The organism is Salinicoccus sp. ID82-1, assembly GCF_021991715.1.
GTDB lineage: Bacteria > Bacillota > Bacilli > Staphylococcales > Salinicoccaceae > Salinicoccus > Salinicoccus cyprini.
Window position 1 is genome coordinate 182,202 of the sequence record NZ_JAGFLY010000004.1, and the last position, 25,065, is coordinate 207,266.

The 25,065-nt window shown below is 45.9% G+C and carries 24 protein-coding genes and 1 pseudogene; 17 read left to right on the plus strand and 8 right to left on the minus strand.

Annotated elements, in window-relative coordinates; translation table 11 throughout:
- Nucleotides 1-110: 110 nt before the first annotated feature.
- The 9 genes from J4760_RS10790 to J4760_RS10830 all read left to right on the plus strand — a co-directional run bounded on the left by J4760_RS10790 (nucleotide 111) and on the right by J4760_RS10830 (nucleotide 10,659).
- A complete protein-coding gene (locus tag J4760_RS10790) occupies nucleotides 111-1,538 on the plus strand; it encodes an aldehyde dehydrogenase family protein (RefSeq protein WP_237605769.1) in 1,428 nt (475 codons plus the stop codon).
- 67 nt (nucleotides 1,539-1,605) lie between these two features.
- On the plus strand, nucleotides 1,606-2,571 hold the full coding sequence (gene dhaK / locus J4760_RS10795; RefSeq protein WP_237605695.1) for a dihydroxyacetone kinase subunit DhaK: 966 nt from the start codon (nucleotides 1,606-1,608) through the stop codon (nucleotides 2,569-2,571).
- Between the two features lie 13 nt (nucleotides 2,572-2,584).
- On the plus strand, nucleotides 2,585-3,166 hold the full coding sequence (dhaL, locus tag J4760_RS10800; protein WP_237605696.1) for a dihydroxyacetone kinase subunit DhaL: 582 nt from the start codon (nucleotides 2,585-2,587) through the stop codon (nucleotides 3,164-3,166).
- A complete protein-coding gene (gene dhaM / locus J4760_RS10805; protein ID WP_237605697.1) occupies nucleotides 3,163-3,525 on the plus strand; it encodes a dihydroxyacetone kinase phosphoryl donor subunit DhaM in 363 nt (120 codons plus the stop codon). The genes dhaL and dhaM overlap by 4 nt, the downstream gene beginning before the upstream one ends.
- Nucleotides 3,526-3,900: 375 nt before the next feature.
- Nucleotides 3,901-5,529: a BCCT family transporter gene (locus tag J4760_RS10810; RefSeq protein WP_237605698.1), complete on the plus strand. Its 1,629-nt coding sequence runs from the start codon at nucleotides 3,901-3,903 to the stop codon at nucleotides 5,527-5,529.
- Nucleotides 5,530-5,680: 151 nt separating this feature from the next.
- Complete coding sequence (gene fni / locus J4760_RS10815) at nucleotides 5,681-6,742, plus strand: type 2 isopentenyl-diphosphate Delta-isomerase (protein ID WP_237605699.1); 1,062 nt, start codon at nucleotides 5,681-5,683, stop codon at nucleotides 6,740-6,742.
- Nucleotide 6,743: 1 nt separating this feature from the next.
- Nucleotides 6,744-8,246, plus strand: coding sequence for a phytoene desaturase family protein (locus J4760_RS10820; RefSeq protein WP_237605700.1), 1,503 nt, complete (start codon nucleotides 6,744-6,746; stop codon nucleotides 8,244-8,246).
- 11 nt (nucleotides 8,247-8,257) lie between these two features.
- The gene (locus tag J4760_RS10825; protein WP_237605701.1) at nucleotides 8,258-9,145 is read left to right on the plus strand and encodes a phytoene/squalene synthase family protein; all 888 of its coding nucleotides are present in this window, start codon (nucleotides 8,258-8,260) and stop codon (nucleotides 9,143-9,145) included.
- A 14-nt stretch (nucleotides 9,146-9,159) separates the two neighbouring features.
- Complete coding sequence (locus J4760_RS10830) at nucleotides 9,160-10,659, plus strand: phytoene desaturase family protein (RefSeq protein WP_237605702.1); 1,500 nt, start codon at nucleotides 9,160-9,162, stop codon at nucleotides 10,657-10,659.
- A 33-nt stretch (nucleotides 10,660-10,692) separates the two neighbouring features.
- Here J4760_RS10830 and J4760_RS10835 read toward each other — a convergent pair whose 3' ends face one another.
- From J4760_RS10835 to J4760_RS10845, 3 genes are all read right to left on the minus strand, one after another.
- On the minus strand, nucleotides 10,693-12,510 hold the full coding sequence (locus tag J4760_RS10835; RefSeq protein ID WP_237605703.1) for a cation:proton antiporter: 1,818 nt from the start codon (nucleotides 12,508-12,510) through the stop codon (nucleotides 10,693-10,695).
- 117 nt (nucleotides 12,511-12,627) lie between these two features.
- Nucleotides 12,628-13,041 (minus strand): universal stress protein, encoded by a 414-nt coding sequence (locus tag J4760_RS10840; protein WP_145287687.1) that lies wholly within the window; start codon nucleotides 13,039-13,041, stop codon nucleotides 12,628-12,630.
- A 12-nt stretch (nucleotides 13,042-13,053) separates the two neighbouring features.
- The gene (locus J4760_RS10845; RefSeq protein ID WP_237605704.1) at nucleotides 13,054-14,505 is read right to left on the minus strand and encodes a SulP family inorganic anion transporter; all 1,452 of its coding nucleotides are present in this window, start codon (nucleotides 14,503-14,505) and stop codon (nucleotides 13,054-13,056) included.
- Between the two features lie 114 nt (nucleotides 14,506-14,619).
- Here J4760_RS10845 and J4760_RS10850 point away from each other — a divergent pair, with 114 nt between their 5' ends.
- On the plus strand, nucleotides 14,620-15,159 hold the full coding sequence (locus J4760_RS10850; RefSeq protein WP_237605705.1) for a recombinase family protein: 540 nt from the start codon (nucleotides 14,620-14,622) through the stop codon (nucleotides 15,157-15,159).
- Nucleotides 15,160-15,190: 31 nt separating this feature from the next.
- Here the strand turns inward: J4760_RS10850 and J4760_RS10855 are convergent, their stop codons facing one another.
- Entirely contained in the window at nucleotides 15,191-15,793 is a 603-nt protein-coding gene (locus J4760_RS10855; RefSeq protein WP_237605706.1) for a class I SAM-dependent methyltransferase, read from the minus strand.
- 151 nt (nucleotides 15,794-15,944) lie between these two features.
- Here J4760_RS10855 and J4760_RS10860 point away from each other — a divergent pair, with 151 nt between their 5' ends.
- Nucleotides 15,945-16,940, plus strand: a complete 996-nt coding sequence (locus tag J4760_RS10860) for an NADP-dependent oxidoreductase (RefSeq protein WP_237605707.1) — start codon at nucleotides 15,945-15,947, stop codon at nucleotides 16,938-16,940.
- Between the two features lie 85 nt (nucleotides 16,941-17,025).
- Here the strand turns inward: J4760_RS10860 and J4760_RS10865 are convergent, their stop codons facing one another.
- The 3 genes and pseudogenes from J4760_RS10865 to pflB form a co-directional block, all read right to left on the minus strand.
- Nucleotides 17,026-17,958 (minus strand): aldo/keto reductase, encoded by a 933-nt coding sequence (locus J4760_RS10865; protein ID WP_237605708.1) that lies wholly within the window; start codon nucleotides 17,956-17,958, stop codon nucleotides 17,026-17,028.
- A 118-nt stretch (nucleotides 17,959-18,076) separates the two neighbouring features.
- Complete coding sequence (gene pflA / locus J4760_RS10870) at nucleotides 18,077-18,832, minus strand: pyruvate formate-lyase-activating protein (RefSeq protein ID WP_237605709.1); 756 nt, start codon at nucleotides 18,830-18,832, stop codon at nucleotides 18,077-18,079.
- A 27-nt stretch (nucleotides 18,833-18,859) separates the two neighbouring features.
- A pseudogene (gene pflB / locus J4760_RS10875) lies at nucleotides 18,860-21,101 on the minus strand (formate C-acetyltransferase).
- A gap of 187 nt (nucleotides 21,102-21,288) precedes the next feature.
- Between pflB and J4760_RS10880 the strand changes: the two are divergent.
- From J4760_RS10880 to J4760_RS10890, 3 genes are all read left to right on the plus strand, one after another.
- Nucleotides 21,289-21,603, plus strand: coding sequence for a TIGR04104 family putative zinc finger protein (locus tag J4760_RS10880; RefSeq protein WP_186365496.1), 315 nt, complete (start codon nucleotides 21,289-21,291; stop codon nucleotides 21,601-21,603).
- A complete protein-coding gene (locus J4760_RS10885; RefSeq protein WP_237605710.1) occupies nucleotides 21,596-21,808 on the plus strand; it encodes a hypothetical protein in 213 nt (70 codons plus the stop codon). Before J4760_RS10880 ends, J4760_RS10885 begins: the two co-directional genes overlap by 8 nt.
- Before the next feature lie 92 nt (nucleotides 21,809-21,900).
- Nucleotides 21,901-22,653, plus strand: a complete 753-nt coding sequence (locus J4760_RS10890) for a class I SAM-dependent methyltransferase (protein WP_145287669.1) — start codon at nucleotides 21,901-21,903, stop codon at nucleotides 22,651-22,653.
- 42 nt (nucleotides 22,654-22,695) lie between these two features.
- On the opposite strand, the gene J4760_RS10895 is transcribed toward J4760_RS10890, so the two are convergent.
- Complete coding sequence (locus tag J4760_RS10895) at nucleotides 22,696-23,025, minus strand: antibiotic biosynthesis monooxygenase (protein WP_237605711.1); 330 nt, start codon at nucleotides 23,023-23,025, stop codon at nucleotides 22,696-22,698.
- Between the two features lie 152 nt (nucleotides 23,026-23,177).
- Here J4760_RS10895 and J4760_RS10900 point away from each other — a divergent pair, with 152 nt between their 5' ends.
- The 3 genes from J4760_RS10900 (at nucleotide 23,178) to J4760_RS10910 (ending at nucleotide 24,888) form a co-directional block, all read left to right on the plus strand.
- Nucleotides 23,178-23,357 carry a glycine zipper domain-containing protein gene (locus J4760_RS10900; RefSeq protein ID WP_145287663.1) on the plus strand — a complete coding sequence of 60 codons (180 nt, stop codon included), beginning with the start codon at nucleotides 23,178-23,180 and terminating at the stop codon, nucleotides 23,355-23,357.
- A gap of 19 nt (nucleotides 23,358-23,376) precedes the next feature.
- Nucleotides 23,377-23,814 (plus strand): antibiotic biosynthesis monooxygenase family protein, encoded by a 438-nt coding sequence (locus tag J4760_RS10905; protein ID WP_186365495.1) that lies wholly within the window; start codon nucleotides 23,377-23,379, stop codon nucleotides 23,812-23,814.
- Between the two features lie 123 nt (nucleotides 23,815-23,937).
- Nucleotides 23,938-24,888, plus strand: a complete 951-nt coding sequence (locus J4760_RS10910) for a TDT family transporter (protein ID WP_237605712.1) — start codon at nucleotides 23,938-23,940, stop codon at nucleotides 24,886-24,888.
- The last annotated feature ends 177 nt before the right edge of the window (nucleotides 24,889-25,065 follow it).

The following is a 25,065-nucleotide window of genomic DNA, read 5'->3' on the forward strand; positions in this document are numbered from 1 at the left end:
ATGTCCTGATCCGGGATATCCTATTTTTTATATTTTTTATTTTCGATGATTAAAGTTCCACAAATTAGGCTAAAGGGTAAAAGACAAAAACTGTGAAGGGGAATGACATGATGAGAGAGCAGACAAAGCAGTATATAAATGGAGAATGGGTTGAGAGTGCAAGTGGAGAGACGATTGACGTCATCAACCCTGCAACAGGAGAGGTGTTCGGCAGAATCGCTAAAGGGAATGCCGAGGACGTCGACAAGGCGGTGGAAGCCGCGCATGCGGTCTACTTGAAATTCCGCCATACACCTGTAGCGGAAAGACGCGAACTGCTGGACAGGATTGTAGGGGAATATGAGGGCCGCAAGGACGATCTGATCGAAACAATTACAGATGAGCTCGGTTCTCCGTTGAAAATGTCGGAAGAGACACACTACCAGGCGGGTCTCAACCATTTCAAAGCAGCCAGAGACGCACTGGATACTTTTGAATTCGAAGAGCAGAGGGGAGACCACCTTGTCGTCAAGGAGGCGATTGGTGTTGCCGGACTGATCACCCCATGGAATTTCCCGACCAATCAGACATCATTGAAACTCGCAGGGGCGATTGCCGCCGGAAGCACTGTCGTCATGAAGCCTTCCGAGGAAACACCTTTTGCAGCCATCATCCTGGCTGAAATATTCGATAAGGCCGGGGTGCCGAAAGGTGTCTTCAACCTCGTCAATGGTGATGGGGAAGGGGTCGGCAATCCGCTCAGTGAACATCCGAAGGTGCGCATGATGTCCTTTACGGGGTCTGGGTCCACCGGATCCAAAATCATGGAGAAAGCAAGCAGGGACTTCAAGAAAGTCTCCCTTGAACTGGGCGGCAAGTCTCCGCTCATCATTCTGGAGGACGCAGATATCGATGAAGCAGCAAAGCTTGCCGTCAAAAAAGTGGTCCATAACTCAGGACAGGTATGTACTGCCGGTACAAGAACCCTCATTCCGGAATCGAAGAAAGAAGCTTTCCTTGAGGCGGCAAAGCAGGAAATGGCACAGGTGAACGTCGGTGATCCCCGTGGATCGGACACGACCATCGGACCATTGATCAGCAGGAAGCAGTTCGATACGGTCCAGTCCTATATCGAGAAAGGGACGGAAGAAGGCGCAACGCTGTTCCATGGAGGCAGCGGCCAGCCGGACAACCTGGATAAAGGCTATTATGTCAGACCGACCATATTCTCGGACGTCAGAAATGATATGACGATTGCACAGGAGGAAATATTCGGGCCTGTAATGTCTGTCATCACATACAAGGACCTTGATGAGGCCATTGAAATTGCGAATGATACGAAATACGGCCTTGCCGGATATGTATTCGGTGAAGATATGGAGACGCTCAAGCACGTTGCACGCAGTATTGAAGCAGGTACTGTTGAAATCAATGGCGCAAAGGGTCGTACCGACCTGCCATTCGGCGGATATAAGCAATCCGGTATCGGCCGTGAATGGGGCGACTATGGTATTGAGGAATTCCTGGAGGTCAAAGCCATCAAAGGCTATTTCAAATAATATTCTATACACACCCCAATTCATTATGGATTGGGGTATAGGTACGTATGGAAAAGGAGGAGAAGTCATGAAGAAACTGATCAATGACAGGGAAAGTTTTTTGACGGATATGCTCGATGGGCTGGAACTGCGTGACGGAAACGTTGATATTATCGAAGGCACGGTAGTCGTCAGAAAAGACAAGAAAAAGAGCGGTGTAGCACTCGTATCGGGTGGCGGAAGCGGTCATGAACCTGCACATGCAGGATATGTTGCCAAAGGAATGCTTGATGCTGCAGTGTGTGGTGAAGTATTCACCTCTCCAACTCCGGATAAAGTGCTGGCGGCAATCAAAGCTGTGGACAATGGGGATGGTGTACTGCTCATCATCAAAAACTACAGCGGTGATGTCATGAACTTTGAAATGGCACAGGAAATGGCACAGGCGGAAGGCCACCAGGTATCTTCCGTCATAGTCAGAGATGATGTTGCAATCGATAACGAAGAGCAGAGACGCGGCGTTGCAGGGACAGTCATCGTCCATAAATATGCCGGCTATCTTTCAGATCGCAGCCTGTCTCTCGATGAGATTGTTGAAAAGGTGGAGGGGATGATGGAGAATCTGTACTCCATCGGCATGGCAATCGAGCCATGCCTCGTACCGACGACAGGAGAGTATGGCTTTGACCTTGATGAAGATGAAATGGAAATCGGTGTAGGCATACACGGCGAAAAAGGAATATACCGTGAGCAGTCGGAAACTGCCGACAAGATTGTCAATCGCCTGCTCGATGAGCTTTTCAAGCATACAGACAGTTCCCGATTGATCGTCATGGTCAATGGCATGGGCGGAACGCCCGAAAGCGAACTCAGTATCGTCACAAAATATGTGATGAACAGCTTGGAAGAACGGAATATCACCGTCTCCAAACTGCTTGTCGGCGACTACATGACTGCGCTTGATATGCAAGGCTTTTCACTGACTGTACTGGATGAAGATCAGGAAGTTCTGGATAGTCTTGAAGCAGAGACCGAATCGAAGTATTTCAAATAGGAGGTTTGAGCTAATGAATGGTAATAAACTGCTTGAAAAGATGCACGGATTGAAGTCCGTCTTCGATGAAAAGGAAAGCGAACTTACCGGTCTGGATCGTGAGATTGGCGATGGGGATCATGGCGTAAATATGAAACGCGGATTTTCGGCAGTCAATGAGAAGGTCTCCGGTGGAACAGCCCCTGAAGTATTGAAACAGACAGGAATGACATTGATGAGCTCGATCGGAGGGGCAAGTGGACCACTCTATGGTTTCAGTTTTGTCAAAATGAGTGAAATCGCAAAAGAAGAGATTGATAAGGAAAATCTGATTGAGATGCTTGATGTATTTGCTGACACAGTAGCCAGTAAAGGTAAGGTCGAAGGTGGCGAGAAGACGATGTATGACGTCGTTTCAAAATCTTCCAAGTTACTTCGGGAAAGCGGTGTTCTCAAGTTGGATGATCTTCAGGCACTTGCACAGGAAACAGAAGATATGATCGCAACGAAAGGACGGGCTGCCTATTTCAAAGAACAGTCCAAAGGAACGATAGACCCTGGCGCACAAAGTGCAGTTTATATTATTCATGCATTGGGAGAGGATGTTGGAAAATGACGGAAATTCTGATCATCAGTCACAGCAGGGATATAGCAGAAGGCACGAAAGCACTCATTTCCCAGATGGCAAAGGATACGGTCATTCAGGCTTCAGGCGGCATGGACGGTGGTATCGGTACCAGTGTCGATCAGATCAATGATATGCTCGATCAGGTTCAGGAAGATACCATCTGCTTCTATGATATCGGCTCCAGCAAGATGAATCTTGAAATGGCAGTCGAAATGTATGATGGAAATCATACGCTCCACATCTCGGAGGCCCCTATCGTCGAGGGCAGTTTCCTCGCTGCTGTTGAAAATAGTGTCGGGACGGAAACAAGCCAGATACTTGAGAAGCTCCAGGAAATGAAAAAGTAGATGGATAGGGGGATTCCGCAGTTCTCATCAGCTACTGCGGAATCTTCATTTATCTACATAGCATCCGGGGGTAGTGTGCATACCATCTTTAAACACCATAAGCACTGCACTGTTCCAAGATAGCGATATAACGGCGTTATTTGTCTTGTGGCGGCAGGTAGTGTAATATAAATATAAGTGGGAAAAGATGACAGATTCATATTGTTGCGGACGCTACGCTCTTCCTTCCCTTGAGACTGCTTCTATTTATATAGGAAGTTGTAATCCACGTTCCAGTTTGTTATTATTAATAACGTTGTTTCCAGTTGCACTTTTTACACCTGGATCCATGCCAGTCATACTTCAGTATAAAAATTAAAGGAGGACATTTGTCCTATGGAAAATCCTGAACATCCAAGCGGTAAAAAACTGTCGAATGTTTTCATTTATGCCTCCATCATCGTCGGCCTGATGGTCGTCATCGGCATAATCATTCCTGACCGATTCGGCATAGTTACAAGCAATGTCGGTTCATGGATCATAGAGTATTTTGGATGGTACTACCTCATCATCACAACACTAATGGTATTTTTCTGTATCTTCCTTATCTTCAGCCCAATCGGCAAATTGAAGCTCGGCAAGCCGTACCATAAACCCGAATTCAGAACCATTTCATGGCTCGCCATGCTTTTCAGTGCGGGTATGGGTATCGGTCTTGTCTTCTATGGGGCTGCTGAACCGGTCCAGCACTATCTCGGCCCACCGACAGCAGACCCACAGACCGAAGCGGCAATGATTGAAGCAATGCGTTCAACCTTCTTCCACTATGGTTTCCATGCCTGGGCGATGTATGCCGTTGTCGCACTCGCTCTTGCGTATTCACAATTCAGAAAAGGCGAAGTTGGCCTTCTCTCGAAAACACTCAGACCCATTCTCGGTGATCGCGTCGATGGACCGATCGGCATCGCTGTAGACGTCCTCTCCGTATTTGCAACAATCATCGGTGTCGCTGTTTCACTTGGTATCGGTACATTGCAGATCAATGGTGGTCTGAACTATCTGTTCAATGTCCCGATCAATATCGTGACACAGGGAATCATCATAGCTGTAGTAACATTCCTGTTCCTCATCAGTGCATGGAGCGGATTGAGCAAAGGTATCCAATACTTAAGTAACCTGAATATGGGACTTGCCGGTATCCTTCTGATTACAGTGCTCATCATCGGTCCAACCATGATGATCCTCAACATGATGAACACGTCTACTGGCGCCATGCTCGACACGTTCCTATACAACAGTCTAGATGTAGCGCCACTCAACCAGCAGAAGAATGACTGGCTTGAAGTATGGACCATCTACTACTGGGGCTGGTGGATGAGCTGGAGCCCGTTTGTTGGTATATTCATCGCCCGTGTATCCCGTGGCCGTACCGTACGTGAATTCATCATAGCTGTACTGCTGGTACCTACAATAGTCAGTATCATATGGTTCAGTGTATTCGGTGTTACAGGAATTGAAATTGGACAATCCACACCGTCCATCTTTGAATTGAATCCTGAAACAATGCTGTTCGGCATATTCAATGAATTGCCATTGAGTACAATACTATCTGTAACTGCATTGCTGCTTATCGCATCATTCTTTGTCACATCTGCAGACTCTGCAACATATGTGCTGGGCATGCAGACCACATTCGGTTCACTGCAGCCTTCCAACAAAGTAAAAGTCATATGGGGCGTTGCACTTTCCTCAATCGCTTTTGTTCTTCTTCTTTCAGGAGGAGAGTCCGGACTGAATGCATTGCAGTCAGCAGCAATCGTTTCAGCTTTCCCATTCAGTATTGTCATCATTTCGATGATGGTCTCCTTCTACAAGGATGCCAATGAGGAAAGAAAGTATCTCGGTCTTTCCATCACACCAAACAAACAGCGCATGAAGGAATATGTTGAAAAGTCAAAACGTGAACGCGCAGAAGAAATCAAACTCAGAAAACAGATGGAACAGGAAGCTGAGAGTCAGGAATAGACGTTTCATACCAAGCACCGGATCTTTTCCGGTGCTTTTTTATATTTACCGGCGTTTTTAGTTATGTTGTGCGCTTATCATTTTACAAAGCACCTGCTTTTCATTGATAATTGTATATATTCATAACAGTACCGAGGGAAGGCTGAGAGGAATGAATAGAGAGACGGATTTGAGAAGCCAGAGAAAAGATGAACATGTCAGACATGCCTTGGACCAGAAGGCTTCAGTAGTGGATTCTGATTTCAACCATGTCCATTTTGTTCATCAGTCCATACCGTCCTTCAATCTGGATGAGGTGGATCTGTCCACTTGCATCGGCCCGCTCAAACTTTCCCAGCCACTCTATATCAATGCGATGACAGGCGGTAGTGAATGGACACGCACCATCAACAGCAAACTGGCTGAAGTCGCAAGTGCAACAGGCATTCCAATGGCCGTGGGATCCATGCATGCGGCACTGAAGCATCCCGAGCTCGAGAATTCTTTCACCGTAGTGCGTGACCGTAATCCCAAGGGCCTCGTTTTTGCGAACGTCGGTGCCGACGTCTCACTGGACGGTGCAAAGCATGCCATTGAGCTGATTCAGGCCGATGCGCTGCAGATCCATATCAACGCACCACAGGAGCTCATCATGCCTGAGGGTGACCGCAACTTCAGATCATGGCTTGAAAACATCGAAAATATCGTGCGTCATGCCGGTATACCTGTCATTGTCAAAGAAGTCGGGTTCGGCATGAGCTGGGAAACACTTCAGACTTTGAAAGATATCGGTGTCCGTTATGCAGATATAAGTGGCAAAGGCGGGACCAATTTCGCTTCGATAGAGAATGCACGTCGTGAGCACAAGGACATGGACTATCTCAAAAACTGGGGGCTTTCCACAGCCATTTCGCTGCTCGAAGCAGAGCCGTTTGTCAGTGATATGTCCATTCTCGCCAGTGGGGGAATCAAGACGCCTTTGGACGCCATGAAATGTCTCGCCCTCGGTGCCAAAGCGGTCGGCATGTCCAGGACAATGCTCGAACAGGTGGAATACAATGGCATCGAAGCGGCAATTGAATACATCAGCCAGTTTCATCATCAGATGTGCAAAATTGCAATCATGATCAATGCAAGGACCATTGAAGAAATTACGCAACGACCGATTGTTCTAAGCCCTGAAATTCTTTCCTGGCAGAAACAGCGGGCGTTACATAGCCAGAGGAGCCGTTAAAATGACAAAGACGATTACTATTATTGGTGCAGGTGTTGCAGGACTTGCCAGCGCAGTCCGTCTGCAGAACGAAGGATACGATGTCACCATCATTGAAAAGGAATCCGCACCAGGCGGCAAGATGAACCGTATTGATGTCGATGGATACTATTTCGACCTTGGACCGACCATCGTAATGATGCCTGAGCTCTATAGAGAAGTTTTCGAACTCGCAGGTCGCGATCCGGAAGACTACATTCCGATGCAGCGGCTTGATCCGATGTACAGTGGGTACTTCGACAATGGTACAAAGCAGTATCAGGTAACCAACGATCTCGTAAAAAATATTGAAATGTTCGAGGAGATCAGCGATGCAGATGCTGAAGGCTTCATGCGGTACTTGAGTGACTTGTACCATCGGTTCAATGTGGCCAAAAAGCATTTTCTCCAGCGACCATTCAGAAGTCAAAAAGATTTCTATAATCCCTTCATGATCGGCCAAGGTCTTAAACTGCGTACATTGAGCAATGCTGAAAACCTGATGAAAAAGTATATTAAAGATAAGCGTATGAGACAGATGATTAGCTTCCAGACCCTCTATATCGGTGTCTCTCCCTTCAAAGGTCCCTCACTTTATACAATCATCCCCATGATAGAATTCCTATATGGCGTATGGTTCATAAAGGGCGGCATGCGCACCATGGCATCCGGTATGGAGCAACTTTTCCTGGAACTTGGAGGCAGGATTGAATATGACACAAGTGTCGAGCGGATTGTCATTGAGGACCAGAAAGCTGTCGGTGTGTCAGTCAATGAATCATTCATTCCTTCAGACTACGTCATGTGTAACGCCGATTTTCCATACGCCATGAAAAACCTGGTCGAAAAACCGGAACATAAAGGTAAATACATCGATGAAAAAATCGATAAGATGGACTACTCCTGCTCATGCTTCGTACTCTACCTCGGCATGGACCGGAAATATCCTGAGATTGATAACGTGCACAACTTTGTGTTTTCCGAGGATCTCGATACGAACATCAACCAGATCTTTGATGGAGACATACTGGACGACCCCTCCCTCTATATGTACTTGGCATCGAAGATCGACCCGTCCCTGGCACCGGAGGGCAAGGATGGCATATATATTCTGATGCCGGTATCCGATCTTTCTACAATGAAATACGAGTGGAACGATGAAATAACGCAGTTATATCGTGATAAGATCATCAAAAAAATCAAAATGCTCCCTGGAATGGCACGCTTCGATCAGGAGATTGTAGCAGAAAAAAGGATGACACCACTCGAGTTTGAAGGCCGCTTCAATGCTTATAATGGCGCAACGTTCGGTCTCAGACCGACATTGACACAGAGCAATCACATGAGGCCTCAAAGCAAGGCGACACATTGCGATAACCTTTACTTTACGGGCAGCAGTACGCATCCAGGTGCCGGTGTACCGATTGTACTGCTGTCTTCAAAAATTGCAGTTGGAGAACTTTTGAAGGATGAAAACAATCGATAGGAGATGTGATCATGATGGAACCTTATACCCCCTCATTGGAAAGTGATTACAAGATATGTGAATCCACAATAAAAGAACACTCCAAAAGCTTCTATTATGCCTTCTCCAGTCTGCCTGAGCTGGATGCAAAAGCGGTCTATGCCATCTATGCATTCTGTCGCATGGCGGATGATGCCATCGACCATGCAGAAGATGCACCGGAACGTATGGAGAACCTGAGAGAACTTGAGTCCGACCTGGATGGCTTCATTGCTGGTGAGCCGCCTAATACACCGATGTGGCGTGCCTTGTGGGACACCTGTGAGCGGTATGATATCGATGCGTCCATGCTTTATGCCCAGATCAAGGGCCAGGAGATGGATGTTAACTTCGAACAGCCGGAAGACATGAAGGATCTGATCCACTACAGCAATCATGTTGCTGGATCTGTCGGCAGACTGCTCCTGCCGATACTTTGTGACAATCCATCAGCAGAACGGAAGATCAATGCAGAAAAACTCGGCGTGGCGATGCAGATCACCAATATACTGAGGGATGTCGGTGAAGATATGAGAGAGCATGGCCGGGTTTATATACCGGCGGCCATTCTCAGACAGCATGGCTGTGCCATGAATCAGATCGAGGAGGGGGAAATCGATCAGGTGTTCATCAATGCCTGGGAAGACCTTGCCACTCATGCCGAGGTGTTCTACGACGACTTCAGAAGCGAAATCATCCATTATAAGGAAGAGGCACAGCTGCCGCTTCTGCTGTCGCTATCCGTCTACCGGGAAATTCTGAATGAAGTAAGAAGGAATGGCTACGACTGCTTTACAAAGCGCAATGCCGTTTCCATGGCACGGAAGATGAAGATCAGAAATGAAGAAAGCCGGTTTCTGAAAAAAATAAAAGATGCTTAAAAGGTGGGCTATGCATGACTGGAAATAAATCAGCACTGGTTATCGGTGGCGGATTGGGTGGATTATCTGCAGCCATCACATTGAAGCAGAATGGGTTTGACGTTAGTCTGTATGAGAAGAATGCACACCTAGGTGGCAAGCTCAACCGCCACGAGCAGGATGGATTCGGATTTGATCTGGGCCCTTCTCTGCTCACCATGCCCTATATATTCGAAAGGCTGTTCGAAAGAAGCAATAAAGTGATGCATGATTATGTTGAAATTGAAGAACTGCCGTTACAATGGCGTTCCTTCTTCACCGACGGCAGGCAGATCGACCTCTACGGTGACCTTGAAAGGATGGCGCTTGAAAATCCTGACCTTACAGAACAGGATATGAAGGAATACCGTGCATTTCTGGAATATGCAGGGAAGATCGACCGTCTGACACTCCCGGGCTACTTCGAGAAAGGCCTCGATAATATCCGGTCCATCATCCGGTTCCACGGTCCATTGACCGCGCTCAGAGGATTCGACTACTTTTCGACCATGCAGCAGGGAATAGACAGGCATGTCAGCAATCCATATCTTAGAGATATGCTCGGGTACTTTATAAAGTATGTCGGATCAAGTGCGTATAATGCTCCGGCGGTACTGAATATGATGGCCCATATGCAGCACGAGCAGGGTGTGTGGTACGTCAAGGGCGGTCTGCATAGACTGGCAGAAGGCATCGAACAACTGGCCCGGGATATCGGTGTCGAAATACATACCGGCCAGGCGATACAGACTGCCATTACCAATGGACAGAAGAAAGTGGAGTATATTGTGCTTGAAGATGGCAGCAGGGTGGATGCCGATTATATCGTCTCCAATATGGAAGTATTGCCATTCTATCGCCATGTTCTTGATACTCCGCCAGAAAATATGGCATCACTCGAGAAAAAATTTGAGCCTGCGAGTTCGGGACTCGTGCTGCATCTTGGCGTTGACCGGGTGTACCCCGAACTACGACACCACAACTTCTTCTTTTCCAAAGATTCCAAAAAGAACTACAAAGAAGTATTTGATAGGAAAGTAATGCCGAGCGATCCTACAATCTACCTCGTCAATACGAACAAGACGGATGCGGCACAGGCACCTGCAGGCCATGAGAATCTGAAAGTACTGCCTCATATACCGCCAATTCAGAAAGATAAGTATACAAAGGCGGACTATCTCGCATTCAGGGAGACCGTCCTTGAGAAGCTTGAAAACATGGGTTTAACGAATCTCAGACAGCATATCGTGTCGGAGTATATGCTCACGCCGCACGACATACAATCTCTCTATTATTCAGATCATGGTGCGATATATGGGACAGTTTCAGACCGCAAAAAGAACAAGGGGTTCAAGCATCCGAAAAAAGATCGGCGTATGGACAATCTGTACTTTGTCGGCGGCACTGTCAACCCGGGAGGCGGCATGCCGATGGTGACACTGAGTGGTCAGCAAGTGGGCGAAATGATTGCAGATCAGGAAAGAAGCAGAAAGTGATATTTCCTGGGTAATGAAAAACGGAAACGAGGCCTATGCCCCGTTTCCGTTTTTCTTGTCCTCCTTGAACTTGTGTGCGCCTTTCAGAAGGCCGACAACACCACTCGTTGTGTAGTCCACATCATCAGTAATTGTCTTGAAAGTTGTATTTTTATTGTCATCAATATGATAAAGAATGATATCGTCTTCTGTAATACTATCCGCTTCAGCTGCATCCACTTCCGTAATTTCATGCTTGTCGACAAACTGGCTGAACCAGTAGTAGGTGAACCGATCGTCAAACAGGATGTGATGCTTGATGACCTGTTCGATGTTCTTCCGTGATTTCTCACTTTCAAAAGGTGGAGGCAGCATGCCTACATTCCTCAGACCGAATTCCTGTGAAAGTTCATTGAAGGCAAGATGGTTGAAAGTATAGGAACGTGTCATGATAAGACACTGGCTATACTTTGTAAGGTCAGTACGGACACGTTCCTCTCTTGAGAGCAGATTACCCTCGAAAGTTTCTAGTCCATATTCCTGAGCCTTTTTCGTTTCGGAATTCAAAAGATCTGAAATGAGTACGGGTATGCCATGACTGTCCAGTTTTTTGGCCAACGCCAGAGAGAATAAATTTTCCCCGAGGATGATTACTCCTGGCGGGCTGGTACTCGACAGCTTCATCCATTTGCTCAATGGTTTGAAGCTGAAGCCGTAGATGACCACTGTTACAAATACGAATCCGAAAGTGACCGGCACAATGAAATCTGCCATCCTTACCTCTTCGCTGATGAACAGGCCGGCGAAGAATTCCGCCACTGCCAGAGCGACAATGCCACGCGGTGCAACAAAAGATATGAAGGCTCGTTCCTTGAACGGAATCTCAGTCTTTATTGTTGCAAGAAGAATGTACAGCGGCCGAATGATGACAATCATGGCAATGCAGAACAGTACGAGCTGCCAGTTGAGCACTTCACCCAGAACTTGTCTGGTCAATGACGAAGTGATCAGAATGAAGACTGTCGACAGTAGTATCAGAGTCATTTCCTCTATGAAGTGGTCCGATTCCTTGTAGATGAGACTCTGATTTTTCAAGCGCGCCATGACGAGTCCGAAGATTGTAACTGCAAGCAGTCCGGATTCATGCAGTACATTATGGCTGATGCTGAAAATCAGCAGAATGAAGATGAACTGGACCGGTGCCATGAGGTTCTGGGGAATAAAGTCCTTCTTTATCAGCCATCTGAACAGATAGGATGCACCATACCCAAGGATGAATGCGACAGCAAAGCCGATAATATAATTCATAAGATACCCGATGCCGAACCCCTGATTTATAATCTGGAACATGTAGAATGCAAATAGTGCGAAAAGTGGACCTACAGGATCCAGAATGATACTTTCCCATCTCAGTATCGAATTGACCGAGTTCTTGACTTTTGCCTGCTTGAGCAGCGGTTGGATGACGGTTGGACCCGTCACTATGAATAGCCCTGCCATTACAAAAGATATTGATAATGGGAAACCTAAAATCAAATACATGGCCAGGGTACCCAGGAGCCAGGCGAGTACTGCGCCTATAGTAATGATCCGGGTAACCGCTTTGGAGACACCTGGTAGTTCCCGGTAATCCAGATTACTGCTGCCTTCAAACAAGATGATGGCGACAGCCAGTGATACGATTGTGCTGAAAAGTTCACTCCCCATCATCTCTTGTGGATTTACCAGTTGAAATCCGGGACCGATGAGCAGTCCAGCAATCGACATCACAACGATTGGCGGCCACTTGATTGTCGCTGCAAGCCATTGGCTCAGTATTCCCAAGCTGATAAAGATCACGATGAGCAGCATCAATGGCAGTTCTATATTCATTGCACCCTTCCTTCCTCTAAACGATTGTGAAACTGATATGAATGGAGATATTATCCATAAAAAAACAGATACGAAATCATATCTTGATTTCCGTATCTGTCTCTTACCCTTTTTTTACTACTTTACTATCATCACAGGAATATTTGCTCTTTTGGCAACCTTGTGACTGACGCTGCCAAGCACCATTTCCTGCAGACCATTCAGCCCTCTCGTACCGAGTAGAACAACGTCATAATCTCCTGAATTTGCAACTTTGACGACTGTCTCCTTCGGCTCTCCATGTTCAAAAAGAGTCTCATATCTGATGTTGTTTTCATCGAAGAAACCTGTAATCTTCGATAGCTTCTCCAGACGCTCCCGTTCAAGACTTCTGTTGTTTGAGCCATGCAGTACATCCGCTTTGGAATCGGCATAGCCGATAATGTTGAGGATGGTGACCGTCGCATCCTCATGATAGAACTTCTTCACTTCCTGTGCAGCTCTGTAGCTGTTTTCGGAACCATCAGCTGCAAGCAGAATCGACTTATACATCAAAACTCCCCCTTATATCAGTTCTTCCTTATTGATCATGCTCAGTTCATTGATGATCTTCCGGCTGTCCTTGTTCAGATTCCTGATGGAGACCCGATTGCCTTTACGCTTCAGCTTGCTGATCATCGTGTCGATCGCATCGACACCTGAGTCATCCCAAATATGTGCATTGGTAAAATCAAGTTCAATCGCTTTATTTTCCTCATCCAGATCAATCTGATTCATCATTGTATCGACTGAAGCGAAGAACACCTGACCATTGAAACGATAGTTTACAGCATCGTCTGTCTTTGTCTTCTCAACCTCGACGTTGGATATCTTGGTTGCGAAGAACAGTGCACTGAGAATGACACCGGCAATGACACCGATGGCAAGGTTGTGCGTCATGAGGACGATGGCTACTGTCACTACCATGACAATCGCATCCGTTCTGGGTGCTCTGACCATATACTTGAATGAGCCCCAGTCGAATGTACCAATTGCAACCATGACCATAATCCCTGCCAGAATCGGCATCGGTACCTGTACGACGAGATCACCAAGTACGATGATCAGGAATATCAGAACAGTACCCGCAGTGAACGTCGACAGTCTCGTCGTCGCACCGGAGCGTACATTGATGATCGACTGTCCAATCATGGCGCAGCCGCCCATGCCGCCGAAAAATCCTGCGATGATATTGGATATGCCCTGTCCGCGGGACTCACGGTTCTTACTGCTGTAGGAATCTGTTGCATCGTCCACAATCTTGGCGGTCAGCAGACTTTCGACCAGCCCGACAATTGCCATGGAGATTGAAAATGGCAGTATGATCTGCAAAGTCTCAAGCGTATAAGGTACGTCCGGGATGATGAAGCTTGGCAGGGATCTTTCGATTGCACCAAGGTCACCTACAGTTCTGACATCCGCTCCCATGAAAAGATAGATTGCTGTCAGTAATACAATAGCGATGAGTGGGGCAGGCACAGCTTTAAATACACGTGGTACCAGATAGACAATCAGCAATGTGACACCGACATAGACATATGTGGAAATCGAGATTCCGAAAATATGTTCAATCTGTGAGGTGAAAATCATGACAGCCAGGGCGTTGACAAAACCGAGCATGACCGACTTCGGAATGAATTTCATCAGTTTGCCGATTTTGAGTATGCCAAGTATGAGTTGTATAAGACCCATCAGCAGTGTGGCAGCAAGCAGGTATTCAACACCATACTCACTGACAAGCGGAGTGACGAGCAGGGCGATGGCTCCCGTTGCAGCAGAAATCATTGCGGGACGGCCCCCGAGAATCGAAATCGATACGGCAATGATGAAGGATGCATAAAGACCGACCATCGGATCCACACCCGCAATAATCGAGAAGGCGATGGCCTCAGGAATCAAAGCCAGAGCGACGACAATACCCGCGAGTATATTCGTTTTGGGATCCGTGAACCATTCTTTCTTTAAAATATCTATCAATTTTTACGCTCCTATTTTATAATTCATAGAGCCTATTATAATTGCATCAGTATCACATGTATACCCCTTTTTGATATCATCGGAAGTTAATTGAAGTTTTTAGGAGTGTTTGAAATGAAATATGGATACGTCAGGCCTGTCGAAATGATTGATTCCATGGAACAGCAGCAGAAAACATTGCATAAACATGTTGATCACATATACCAGGAAATACATGATAAAGCTAAAGGCAGAGACCAGCTGGAATTGATGATGTCTGCCATTCAACCGGGTGATACTCTATTTGCTACGGACCTTTTCATTCTCGCAGATTCTACAAAACAGCTCGTGGACCTTGTGAATGAAGCATCCGGGAAAGAAGCCGGAATCGTTGTGCTGAACAAGAATCTGACCATTGACTCGGAAACTGCTTTTACATTCGGACATTCTCTCAATCTGCTTTCCGAATTCCAGAGTGATGTCGTCAAATTCAGGACACGCATGGGAATGACTGAAGCGACAACCAAAGGAAAACAGCTCGGCCGTCCAAAGCGTAGTGACGAGAATATAAAAAAAGCAATCAAGATGTATATGTCCAAAAAATATACACTTGATGAAATAAAAGAAGAAACGAATATCAGCCGGGCAACACTATATCGGCACCTTGATCTATAGACGGTATTTGGGAGATGGCAATTGCCATCTCCTATTTCTTTTTCAGCAAACCTTGAATGACCGCACTCTTGCCCTGGTGCATGCGTCCCTCGCTGCGGTGGACAATCACTTCTTTCAGTTCTATGGCCTCAAATCCATAGCTTTCAAGTTCTCTTTTCATATCTCCTGCATCAAAAAGCATATGGATATCCTTTGGACCTCCCGTCTGGAATTCAATCTGTCTCCTTGAATACAGCTCAAATACGATGTATCCTCCGGGTTTCACACTTTCAGCAAAATTTCTGATCATTTCCGATTTGCCTGCCGGTGGCACATGGCCGAACACATTGATCGCTATATCATATTCACTTTTCGGAAGTGCATCAGGAATTGTAATATCCTGCAGCTGTGTCTTGACGTCTACACCTTCAGATTGTGCCAGTTTATGCGTCTTGTCGATGCCTGATTGTGAAAAGTCATAGGCTGTCACGTCATGGCCGAGTTTCGCCATGTATACTGCATTTCTCCCTTCGCCTTCGGCAAGTAGTGCTACTTTGAAATTGCCTTTCTTTTTGAAGATGGACTTAACCCACACATTCGGCTCTGTACCATAAATATATTCTTCCACATCAAATCTCTCATCCCATTGATTCATACTCCGCCTTCTTTCATCAAAAAAGTGTATTCAAATAAACCATACTTTGGTGGAAATAACAGAGCAAGATATATGCCCAATCAATATTTTTGGATTTAATCCATTTGCGTTCTACAATAAGCATGAACATACTTTAATGGAGGTAGATCATATGAAAAATGAACAGATTGTTCTTGCGAAACGTCCTGAAGGTTTACCAGGTGACGATGTATTCAGATTTGAAGATACAGAGGTCGCTCAGCCCTCTGACGGGGAAGCACTGATCAAGCCGCTGTATATATCAGTCGATCCCTACATGCGTGGCCGGATGTCCGATGCCAAATCCTATGTAGCACCTTACGAACTCGATAAGCCGCTGCAAGGCCATATCGTTGGTGAAGTTATGGAATCAAAGGATGATGCGCTTAAAGAAGGAGATCATGTTGTCGGCGTACTGCCCTGGCAGCGTTATATCACCGTTACAACGGATCGCGTGTCCAAAATACAAAACACCGATGTACCGCTTCATCTCTACCTGAGCACACTTGGAATGACGGGACAGACGGCATACCATGGCCTGTTGAAGATCGGCCAGCCTAAAGAAGGCGAAACGGTTGTTGTTTCCGCCGCATCAGGTGCTGTCGGATCCGTAGTCGGACAGATTGCGAAAATTAAAGGCGCCAGAGTCGTTGGTATTGCTGGCGGAGATGAGAAGGTCAGGTACCTTACAGAAACACTCGGCTTCGATGCAGGCGTGGACTATAAAGCAGATGATTTTGAAGAAGCATTCGAAGCAGCAGTGCCCGATGGTGTCGACGTCTATTTTGAGAACGTAGGCGGAGAAGTATCGGACGTCGTTTTCAAGCACCTTAATAAATTCGCACGCGTCCCCGTATGTGGTACCATCTCAAGCTATAACAATACGGAAGCAGATATCGGTCCACGCATCCAGGGCGTACTCGTCAAAACACAGGCCCTGATGCAGGGATTCATTGTCGGCAATTACAGCGACGACTTCGAAACAGCTGGAAAAGAACTGGCCGAATGGGTTCAGAATGACAGGATCCATACCGAAGTGTCCATTGAAGAAGGATTTGAAAATGTACCAAAAGCCTTCATCAATCTATTCGAAGGGAAAAACTTCGGTAAACAGGTCGTAAAAATATAATAGTAATATGCAGAACAAGCCTCGGATGCAATCATCCGAGGCTTGTTCTGTAATACATATTCAACTGTTGGAACATGAATGAAGACTAGGAGAAGATTTCATCTATCCTGCTGATTTCATCCTCAGTCAATTCAATTTCCGCTGCTCTTAAGTTGGAGCGGATCTGCTCGCCATTTTTGGCTCCTGGAATCAGAAGATCCATGGAAGGACGGGTGAGATAGAAGGCGAGTACGATATGAGCCACTTCCTCACCTTTTTCTTCTGCAATCTTTTTCAGTTCATCAACCTTTTTCAAGTTTTCTTCGAATTGCTCTTCTTTATAGAAAGGAAGGTCTGCTCTCAGATCTTCAAATTTCGTATTCTCATCATATTTGCCGGCTAGCAGTCCGGCAGCTAGTGGAAAGTACGGAACAAAAGTAATCTGGTTGTCAGCTGTATATTTTAATAAATCTTTTTCAGCTGAACGATCAAAGAGATTGTACTGACCTTGATAGACGTCGACATGTCCATTCTTGTCCGCTTGCTTGAGCTGCTCAATGGAGAAGTTGGAAACACCGATTGCACGTATTTTTCCTTGTGATTTCAATTCTGCCAATGCTTCCACTGCTTCGTCTTTTGGTGTGTCCTCGTCAGGGAAGTGAATATAGAACAGATCGATATAGTCCGTCTGCAGCCGCTTGAGTGCATCTTCTACAGCATGCTTGAGGAATTCCGACGAGTTGTCGAAGTATTGGTTGCCATCTTCGTCAAAGGCATGTGCTGCTTTTGTGGCAATGATGATGTCTTCGCGGTTGTATTCTTTGATTACTTCACCAACCAGTTCTTCAGAACGTTCCGGACCGTATATATAGGCTGTATCAATCAAAGTGACGCCTGCATCAATCGCATCTCTGACTACTTGACGACCCGCCTCTTCATCCAGATTTTGATAGAGATTGTGACCGCCAACCGCATTTGCACCCAGTGCAATAGGATGGACCTTGATGCCGGAATTTCCAAGTTCAGTCAAACTTGCCATGAATAAAACTCCCTTTCGTTGAGTGATTCTTTTTAATCATATCTTTCAACTCAACTTTATTACAAATCAGTTGCTCAATAAAAATGCCGATGCTCTTGGCACCGGCATTTTCAATGTGTCAGACGTTCAAGGGTGTCACCCCTTTGAAGTTGACTGTTTCATAGGCGAGTTCAACGGCTGTTTCGTCAGGCGGTTCCACATCATCCAGCTTATAGGGCACACCCAATGCTTCCCATTTATGAACACCTAGCTGATGATAGGGTAGAATTTCGAACTTCTCTACATTGTCCAGTTCATTGATGAACCGGCCAAGATTGGCAAGATCCTCAGGATCATCCGTCAATCCCGGCACAAGGACATGTCGCACCCAGATCGGCTGACCACGCTCGGACAGCCTTTCTGCAAATTTTAAAATCTGTGTATTGGGTCTTGAGGTCAGATTGATATGCTTATCGTTGTTAATATGCTTCAGATCGAGCAGAAAAAGATCCGTAAATTCAAGGAGTGCATCCATCTTCTCCATGTAGGTTTCGCTGTCATCGACACATCCGGCTGATGTATCGATGCATGTGTGGATACCCAGGGCTTTCAGTTCCTTGAAAAGTGCTGTCAGAAAAGGTATCTGCAGAAGCGGTTCTCCACCGCTGACGGTGACGCCCCCTCCCGAAGCTTTGAAGTAGGGAATATAGGGTCTGATCTCCTGGACCATCTCCTCCACTGTGACTACTCTCGATGCGCCTCTCATTTTCCAAGTGTCCGGATTGTGACAGAACAGACATCTCAGCAGACATCCTTGAGTAAACAGTACATAGCGCAGACCTGGACCGTCCAGCGTACCGAGACTTTCTACAGAATGAAGATTTCCTTTGATCATGATAAACCCCCGCCTATCTTTGAATTTCTACATTTTTTCGTGGAATGTACGAGCGATGACATCAAGCTGCTGCTCTCTTGTCAACTTGATGAAATTGACTGCATAGCCGGAAACCCGTATTGTCAGCTGAGGATATTCCTCGGGATGCGCCATGGCATCAATCAGTGTTTCCCTGTTGAATACATTGATGTTCAGGTGATGCCCGTGCTGCATGGCGTAGCCATCGAGAATGCCGACCAGATTCAACTCCTGGATCCGTTCCTCTTTGCCGAGTGACTTCGGCACGATGCTGAAGGTATTGGAAATCCCATCCTTGCAGCTGTCATATGGCAGCTTGGCAACAGATGACAGGGAAGCGAGTGCACCTTTCTGATCCCTGCCATGCATCGGATTCGCACCGGGCGCAAATGGTTCTCCGGCTTTTCTTCCATCCGGCGTATTGCCCGTCTTCTTGCCATATACAACATTCGAAGTAATGGTCAGAACACTCATTGTATGTTCTGAATCACGGTATGTCTGATGCTTTTTGAGTTTCGCCATGAACCGCTCGACCAGGCTGACTGCGATATCATCGACACGTGTATCATTGTTTCCATATTTCGGATAGTCACCTTCGACTTCAAAGTCGACTGCGATGCCATTTTCGTTGCGAATCGGTCTTACCTTCGCGTGCTTGATCGCAGACAGGGAATCGGCCACAACCGACAATCCAGCAATGCCTGTAGCCATTGTACGATGCACATTGGTATCATGCAGAGCCATTTCGATTCTTTCATAGCTGTATTTGTCATGCATATAATGGATGACATTGAGGGAATTGATATAGACTCCTGCCAGCCATTTCATCAAATTTGGCATCCACTTCCCTGTAGTCGAGTATGTCCGAAGTGATGGATGAAAATGCAGGACCAACCTGTGCACCGGATTTCTCATCTCTACCGCCATTGATGGCATAGAGCAGAGTTTTTGCCAGGTTCGCCCGGGCACCGAAGAACTGCATCTGTTTGCCGATTCTCATTGCGGATACGCAGCATGCGATGCCATAGTCGTCTCCATAGCTCTCGCGCATCAGATCATCATTTTCGTACTGGATGGAACTCGTTCTTATGCTCATCTTCGCACAGTAGGTCTTGAAGTTCACCGGCAAATGCTCCGACCAAAGTACAGTCAGATTCGGCTCCGGTGCTGGACCCAGATTATCCAGGGAGTGGAGGAAGCGGAATGAATTCTTCGTTACAAGCGGCCTCCCATCGATACCGACACCACCGATGGATTCCGTCACCCATGTCGGATCGCCCGAGAAAAGTTCATTGTAGTCCGGTGTGCGGGCAAATTTTACAAGACGCAGCTTCATGATGAAGTGGTCGATGATTTCCTGTGCTTCTGTTTCGGTAAGAATTCCGGCTTCAATGTCACGCTCTGCATAGATATCCAGGAAAGTCGATGTGCGACCGAGACTCATCGCTGCCCCGTTCTGCTCCTTCACCGCAGCGAGATATGCCAGATATGTCCATTGGACTGCTTCCTTGAAGTCATGTGCTGGATGGGAAATATCGAATCCGTACGTTTCACCCAGAAGCTTCAGTTCCGAAAGCGCACGATACTGCTCGGACATTTCTTCACGCAGTCGGATGATATCTTCAGACATGATGTGTGTCATGTTGTCGAACTCATTCTTCTTCTCAGCCATCAGGAAATCTACACCGTACAATGCCACTCTACGGTAGTCTCCAATGATTCTGCCTCGTCCGTAGGCATCCGGCAGACCAGTAATAATGCCCGCCTTACGGCATGCCATCATTTCTTTTGAGTAGGCGTCGAATACCCCCTGGTTATGCGTCTTGCGGTAATCCGTGAAGATGTTTTCAGTCTCCTTGTCGAGCGTATAACCATAAGCTTCGCACGCTGCCTTTGCCATGCGTATGCCGCCGAATGGCTGCATGGATCGTTTGAACGGCTTTTCCGTCTGAACACCTGCAATTTTTTCCAGGCTTTTGTCAAGATAGCCTGCATCATGAGAGGTGATGGTGGAGACGACCTTTGTATCCATATCCCACATGCCTCCACGTTCACGTTCCTCTTTCGATAGTTCGAGTACTTGTTGCCATAGTCTTTTTGTCGCTTCTGTAGGACCAGCTAGAAAATCATCTGTCCCTTCATACAGATTATAGTTGAGCTGGATAAACTCTCTTACATCCACTTTTCTACTCCATTGCCCCGGTGTAAACCCTTCCCACGCATCACTTCTCACAACTCTGTCCTTCAACATGAACATCCCTCCAGTTAATTGTTCACTTAATCACAATATCAGTATAACACTATAGTGAATAAATTCACATTAATATTTAAGGAAATTGTGACAAGTTATCATCCGTGTATAATTGCAGATATTTCTATTTTTATGAGATGATGGAGTAGATAAGTAAAGATTCGTCAGCTTTATGGAGGTGAAAGGCATGACACGATGCCAGAAATGCGGAAAGCAATGGACATTCAAAGAGAAGCTGAGGAAGTCGTTCAAATTTTCATTCGATCGCAGTATGAACTGTCCCCATTGTCAGGAGAAGCAGTATCTGACCAACGGATATAGAAAGAAGAGTGCACTTATTACTTTCCTCATGATTCTGACGATCTTTCTGCCATCATTTCTTGGTGCATCATGGGAGATTTATGTCGTCTGCCTCGTTGCAGCAGTATCTATTGGATTTTTTCTGCAGATCCATACTTTCGAACTCAGCAATACAGACGAGGGGGACTTCTGGAATGAATAGGTACATCAGAAATATCATTATAATTATCATATTGATTCCTGCTCTCTTACTCACATTCAATTCCTGGTTGTATTTTACATGGTGGGGAAATGCATTCATGGTTGTAACGGCGTTATTTGCCATTGGAAACAACGTTGTTGCCATCTGGCATGGCAGGAAGCATAGTTACGATATCAGCGATAATGACTATATGAGAGGGATATAGCATTCAGACGCATGGAAAGGTGGAAACGTTATGTGGTTGCTTTATCTGATCTTTGACCTGTAATTCGAATCAGATTACAGGAGGAGATATGAATGGCAAGCAATTGGGCAGAGAAGTTTTATGAAATGCAGTACCGTTCACTGAAGCAGGAAGGTGAACTCACTGTTTATGAAATGGATTTGGCAAAAAGCTTAAAAGAACAGGTTGGCAGGCCACTCGGCAATGTGCTTGAGCTCGGTGCCTGGGATGGTAGATTGGCGCGTATATTGGCAGATGATGCTGACACGATTACTACGGTGGAGCTGATTCCAGAGATGGTGGAAGTGGCAAAAGCTCATTCTGCACCCAATATAACGCCGTTATGCGGTGATTTCTATGATATCAAAATTGACAGTACATTCGATACAATACTGTACATGGATGGATTTGGAGTCGGTGAGGATGAAGACCAGCGGACATTGCTTGAACGGATTGGAAGCTGGCTCAATGATAATGGCACAGCACTTATCGATATCTATAACCCGACCCATTGGATAAAGGCGGATGGACAAAGCATGTGTCCTAATCCTGTAGATCATCCTGAAGTAATAAGACGATATGACTATGATTATGACAACAATAGAATGATCGATACATGGTGGCATGCGGATGAGCCGGAAAATACGCTGTCCCAATACTTGAAGTGCTACACCACGGAGCAGATATATACGCTTTGCCAGGCGGCGGGACTTGATGTAATCGGTTATTTTCCCAACGGAGCCATGGATTATAACGCTTGGCAATACAGTGATAATGCTTCCCTAGAAGAGTGTCTTTCCTACCGCATCAAAGTCAGGAGACACTAGAATAGAAGCCATTCCAAAGAATTTGGAATGGCTTCATAACGTTTATTTCGTTTCAGGATGATGCTGGACGAACACTTCATATGTCGACAGTTCAGCGCCGAGAATCGGATTGTCTTCAGGCTTCTTCCCACTATCACCTGACCCATGGGATTTCTGTGTCGCTCTGCTTTCTCTCCATGCATTGAAACTTTCATGATCCTCCCATGTCGTACATACTTCAATTACATCTTCTTCCTCGGTACCTTCTTTGATCAGTACTTCCATCAATACGAACCCTTCGAAAGTATGGACCGATTTCGCTTTGGAGAATCGTTCAGCGACTTCCTGTACGCGCCCCTTCTGAATACTAATTCTATTCACTGCTTTAATCATACGTCTAATGACCTCCTTAAAGTGGTATAGGGTATAAGGAGAATATACCACGAACACTGTTACACAATAAAATATCAACTTCTAAACTGGTATTATTTACTTTATTTGAATATGAGATGTAAAATAAATAGAGTCGAAGGGAGGAGATTTCCATGAGTGGGAAAAAGCAGCCGAACAGATCCATGATGGGTGCAGGCCTGGCTATAGGTATTGGTGTTGGCACGGCGCTTGGGGTTGCTCTGGATAACCTGGCCATCGGAGTCGCACTTGGAGCAGGTATCGGTGTGGCACTCGGAGCAGGCATGTCGAATCGCGACGATAATGAAAAATAGTACAGCTGGAGGCAGTAACATGATACTTATCGATAAGGAAAAAAATTATAGAGTGGTCATCAAAGAAAATTTTGCATCCATTCGAACGAACACGGAAACAAACTACTACACAATTATCGAAAACAGAGGGGATATAGAAAACAGCGGCTACTGTGTCCTTAACAATGTATATGTCAATGAAGGCATGGAAGGTCCTTTTGAAGCACGCTTTTTGAGCCGCCAGTCGAATCTGGATACAGTGGACGGCTATAAGGCACTGCGTGTAATGAAGTCGGAGTCGGATCAATATTATGTCATCCTTTCTCTTTGGGAAGCAGAAGAAGACTTTCACAACTGGCAGAACTCTTCCCAATACCAGACCACCCATAAGAAAAGAGGCACAGACTCAGGGCTCGACCGCGATGTTGTAGACAGGACAAAATCTTTCAACTTTCGATTCTTCCTTGGCGGAGAGTAGAAAGAGGTCGTGTCTGCATCACTCCTTTTCATATTGAAATCAGATGAACTTCATGTGCAAGCCAAAATGAAAGCGTGAGTACAGAAAGATCCAAATTCAACAATAAGAAAAGAAGTGTAATATATGAAACGATTTCTGGACCAGGTGCCTCTAGCGATATGTGGCCTTATACTCGGTATCATATCGATTGGAAATCTCTTTTTCTCAATGCAGAACTATATACTCGGTTGGACTTTTACTTCCATGGGATTAATTTTAATGTTGCCGTTCATTCTGAGAATCATAACGATGGGCAAAGGGTTTCTAAAAAGTCTAGAAGATCCGGTTACAGCTGCTGTGTTGGCGGCATTCCCGATGGCGATGATGATTCTATGCACTATAATGAGCCGTTTTACTGAGTACGGCACTCTTATCACTGTAGTTTGGTGGATGGCCGTCATTCTGCATTTCGCAATGTTGACACTATTCATTTTCTATTTCGTCATACCGCATAGATTCAAATCGGATTACCTTCATCCCGGCTGGTTCATTCCTTTTGTAGGGATTGCGATGGTCTCGATTACTTCCACAAATTTCAGCATCGAATTCGGCAGAATCGTTTTCTGGATTGCATTGATTTTTGCAGTTGTTCTGCTTCCAATTGTCATCGGTAAGATGATCAAGGACAATCCAAGTCGTCAGAGCTTCCCTTTAGCTGCGACATTGGCCACCCCTGGATCAATCTGCCTGGCTGCCTATATTTCAGTGATGTCACCACCATCTGTCGGCATGGTCTATGGACTACTGATTCTATCTCAGCTACTATATTTAGTGACCCTGATACTCATCCCTAAAATGCTGAAGCCAGAATTTTATGCCAGCTATGCTTCGCTGACATTCCCTTTGGCCATCTCAGCCACAGCACTCAACAACACTCTGAATGTAAAGGGGCTTGATGGTACACTAAAAAGTATTCTTGAAGTACTCTCCACCATCGAGCAGTATATCGTCGTTATCATCATTATCTATATTCTGGTGCGCTATATATGGTTCCTCGGTCAAAGCTATACCGAAAGCAGCCAGTCACGGGACTAGAAAGAATACTGCTGAAAAAATCAGATTCAGATTCCTGTTCCTTGTTCCCTGCTTCAAGAGACGGATGAGAACTGGCATAAGAGACAGCACTTCTTTCCATATTGAAAAAACAGGCATCTGGATGTACACTTGATTTTTGTGCTCCATCCGGTGCACCACATTCAATCCAAAAAAGAA

What these genes read in the sequence shown, in the direction of transcription:
- dhaM (WP_237605697.1), top strand. Translation starts at nt 3,163, where the DNA reads ATGACGGAAATTCTGATCATCAGTCACAGCAGGGATATAGCAGAAGGC.
- J4760_RS10820 (WP_237605700.1), top strand. Translation starts at nt 6,744, where the DNA reads ATGACAAAGACGATTACTATTATTGGTGCAGGTGTTGCAGGACTTGCC.
- J4760_RS10880 (WP_186365496.1), top strand. Translation starts at nt 21,289, where the DNA reads ATGACACGATGCCAGAAATGCGGAAAGCAATGGACATTCAAAGAGAAG.
- J4760_RS10860 (WP_237605707.1), top strand. Translation starts at nt 15,945, where the DNA reads ATGAAAAATGAACAGATTGTTCTTGCGAAACGTCCTGAAGGTTTACCA.
- J4760_RS10840 (WP_145287687.1), bottom strand. Translation starts at nt 13,041, where the DNA reads ATGTATAAGTCGATTCTGCTTGCAGCTGATGGTTCCGAAAACAGCTAC.
- fni (WP_237605699.1), top strand. Translation starts at nt 5,681, where the DNA reads ATGAATAGAGAGACGGATTTGAGAAGCCAGAGAAAAGATGAACATGTC.
- J4760_RS10890 (WP_145287669.1), top strand. Translation starts at nt 21,901, where the DNA reads ATGGCAAGCAATTGGGCAGAGAAGTTTTATGAAATGCAGTACCGTTCA.
- J4760_RS10835 (WP_237605703.1), bottom strand. Translation starts at nt 12,510, where the DNA reads ATGAATATAGAACTGCCATTGATGCTGCTCATCGTGATCTTTATCAGC.
- dhaL (WP_237605696.1), top strand. Translation starts at nt 2,585, where the DNA reads ATGAATGGTAATAAACTGCTTGAAAAGATGCACGGATTGAAGTCCGTC.
- J4760_RS10810 (WP_237605698.1), top strand. Translation starts at nt 3,901, where the DNA reads ATGGAAAATCCTGAACATCCAAGCGGTAAAAAACTGTCGAATGTTTTC.
- J4760_RS10910 (WP_237605712.1), top strand. Translation starts at nt 23,938, where the DNA reads ATGAAACGATTTCTGGACCAGGTGCCTCTAGCGATATGTGGCCTTATA.
- J4760_RS10895 (WP_237605711.1), bottom strand. Translation starts at nt 23,025, where the DNA reads ATGATTAAAGCAGTGAATAGAATTAGTATTCAGAAGGGGCGCGTACAG.
- J4760_RS10830 (WP_237605702.1), top strand. Translation starts at nt 9,160, where the DNA reads ATGACTGGAAATAAATCAGCACTGGTTATCGGTGGCGGATTGGGTGGA.
- dhaK (WP_237605695.1), top strand. Translation starts at nt 1,606, where the DNA reads ATGAAGAAACTGATCAATGACAGGGAAAGTTTTTTGACGGATATGCTC.
- J4760_RS10825 (WP_237605701.1), top strand. Translation starts at nt 8,258, where the DNA reads ATGATGGAACCTTATACCCCCTCATTGGAAAGTGATTACAAGATATGT.
- pflA (WP_237605709.1), bottom strand. Translation starts at nt 18,832, where the DNA reads ATGATCAAAGGAAATCTTCATTCTGTAGAAAGTCTCGGTACGCTGGAC.
- J4760_RS10790 (WP_237605769.1), top strand. Translation starts at nt 111, where the DNA reads ATGAGAGAGCAGACAAAGCAGTATATAAATGGAGAATGGGTTGAGAGT.
- J4760_RS10865 (WP_237605708.1), bottom strand. Translation starts at nt 17,958, where the DNA reads ATGGCAAGTTTGACTGAACTTGGAAATTCCGGCATCAAGGTCCATCCT.
- J4760_RS10850 (WP_237605705.1), top strand. Translation starts at nt 14,620, where the DNA reads ATGAAATATGGATACGTCAGGCCTGTCGAAATGATTGATTCCATGGAA.
- J4760_RS10855 (WP_237605706.1), bottom strand. Translation starts at nt 15,793, where the DNA reads ATGAATCAATGGGATGAGAGATTTGATGTGGAAGAATATATTTATGGT.
- J4760_RS10885 (WP_237605710.1), top strand. Translation starts at nt 21,596, where the DNA reads ATGAATAGGTACATCAGAAATATCATTATAATTATCATATTGATTCCT.
- J4760_RS10900 (WP_145287663.1), top strand. Translation starts at nt 23,178, where the DNA reads ATGAGTGGGAAAAAGCAGCCGAACAGATCCATGATGGGTGCAGGCCTG.
- J4760_RS10905 (WP_186365495.1), top strand. Translation starts at nt 23,377, where the DNA reads ATGATACTTATCGATAAGGAAAAAAATTATAGAGTGGTCATCAAAGAA.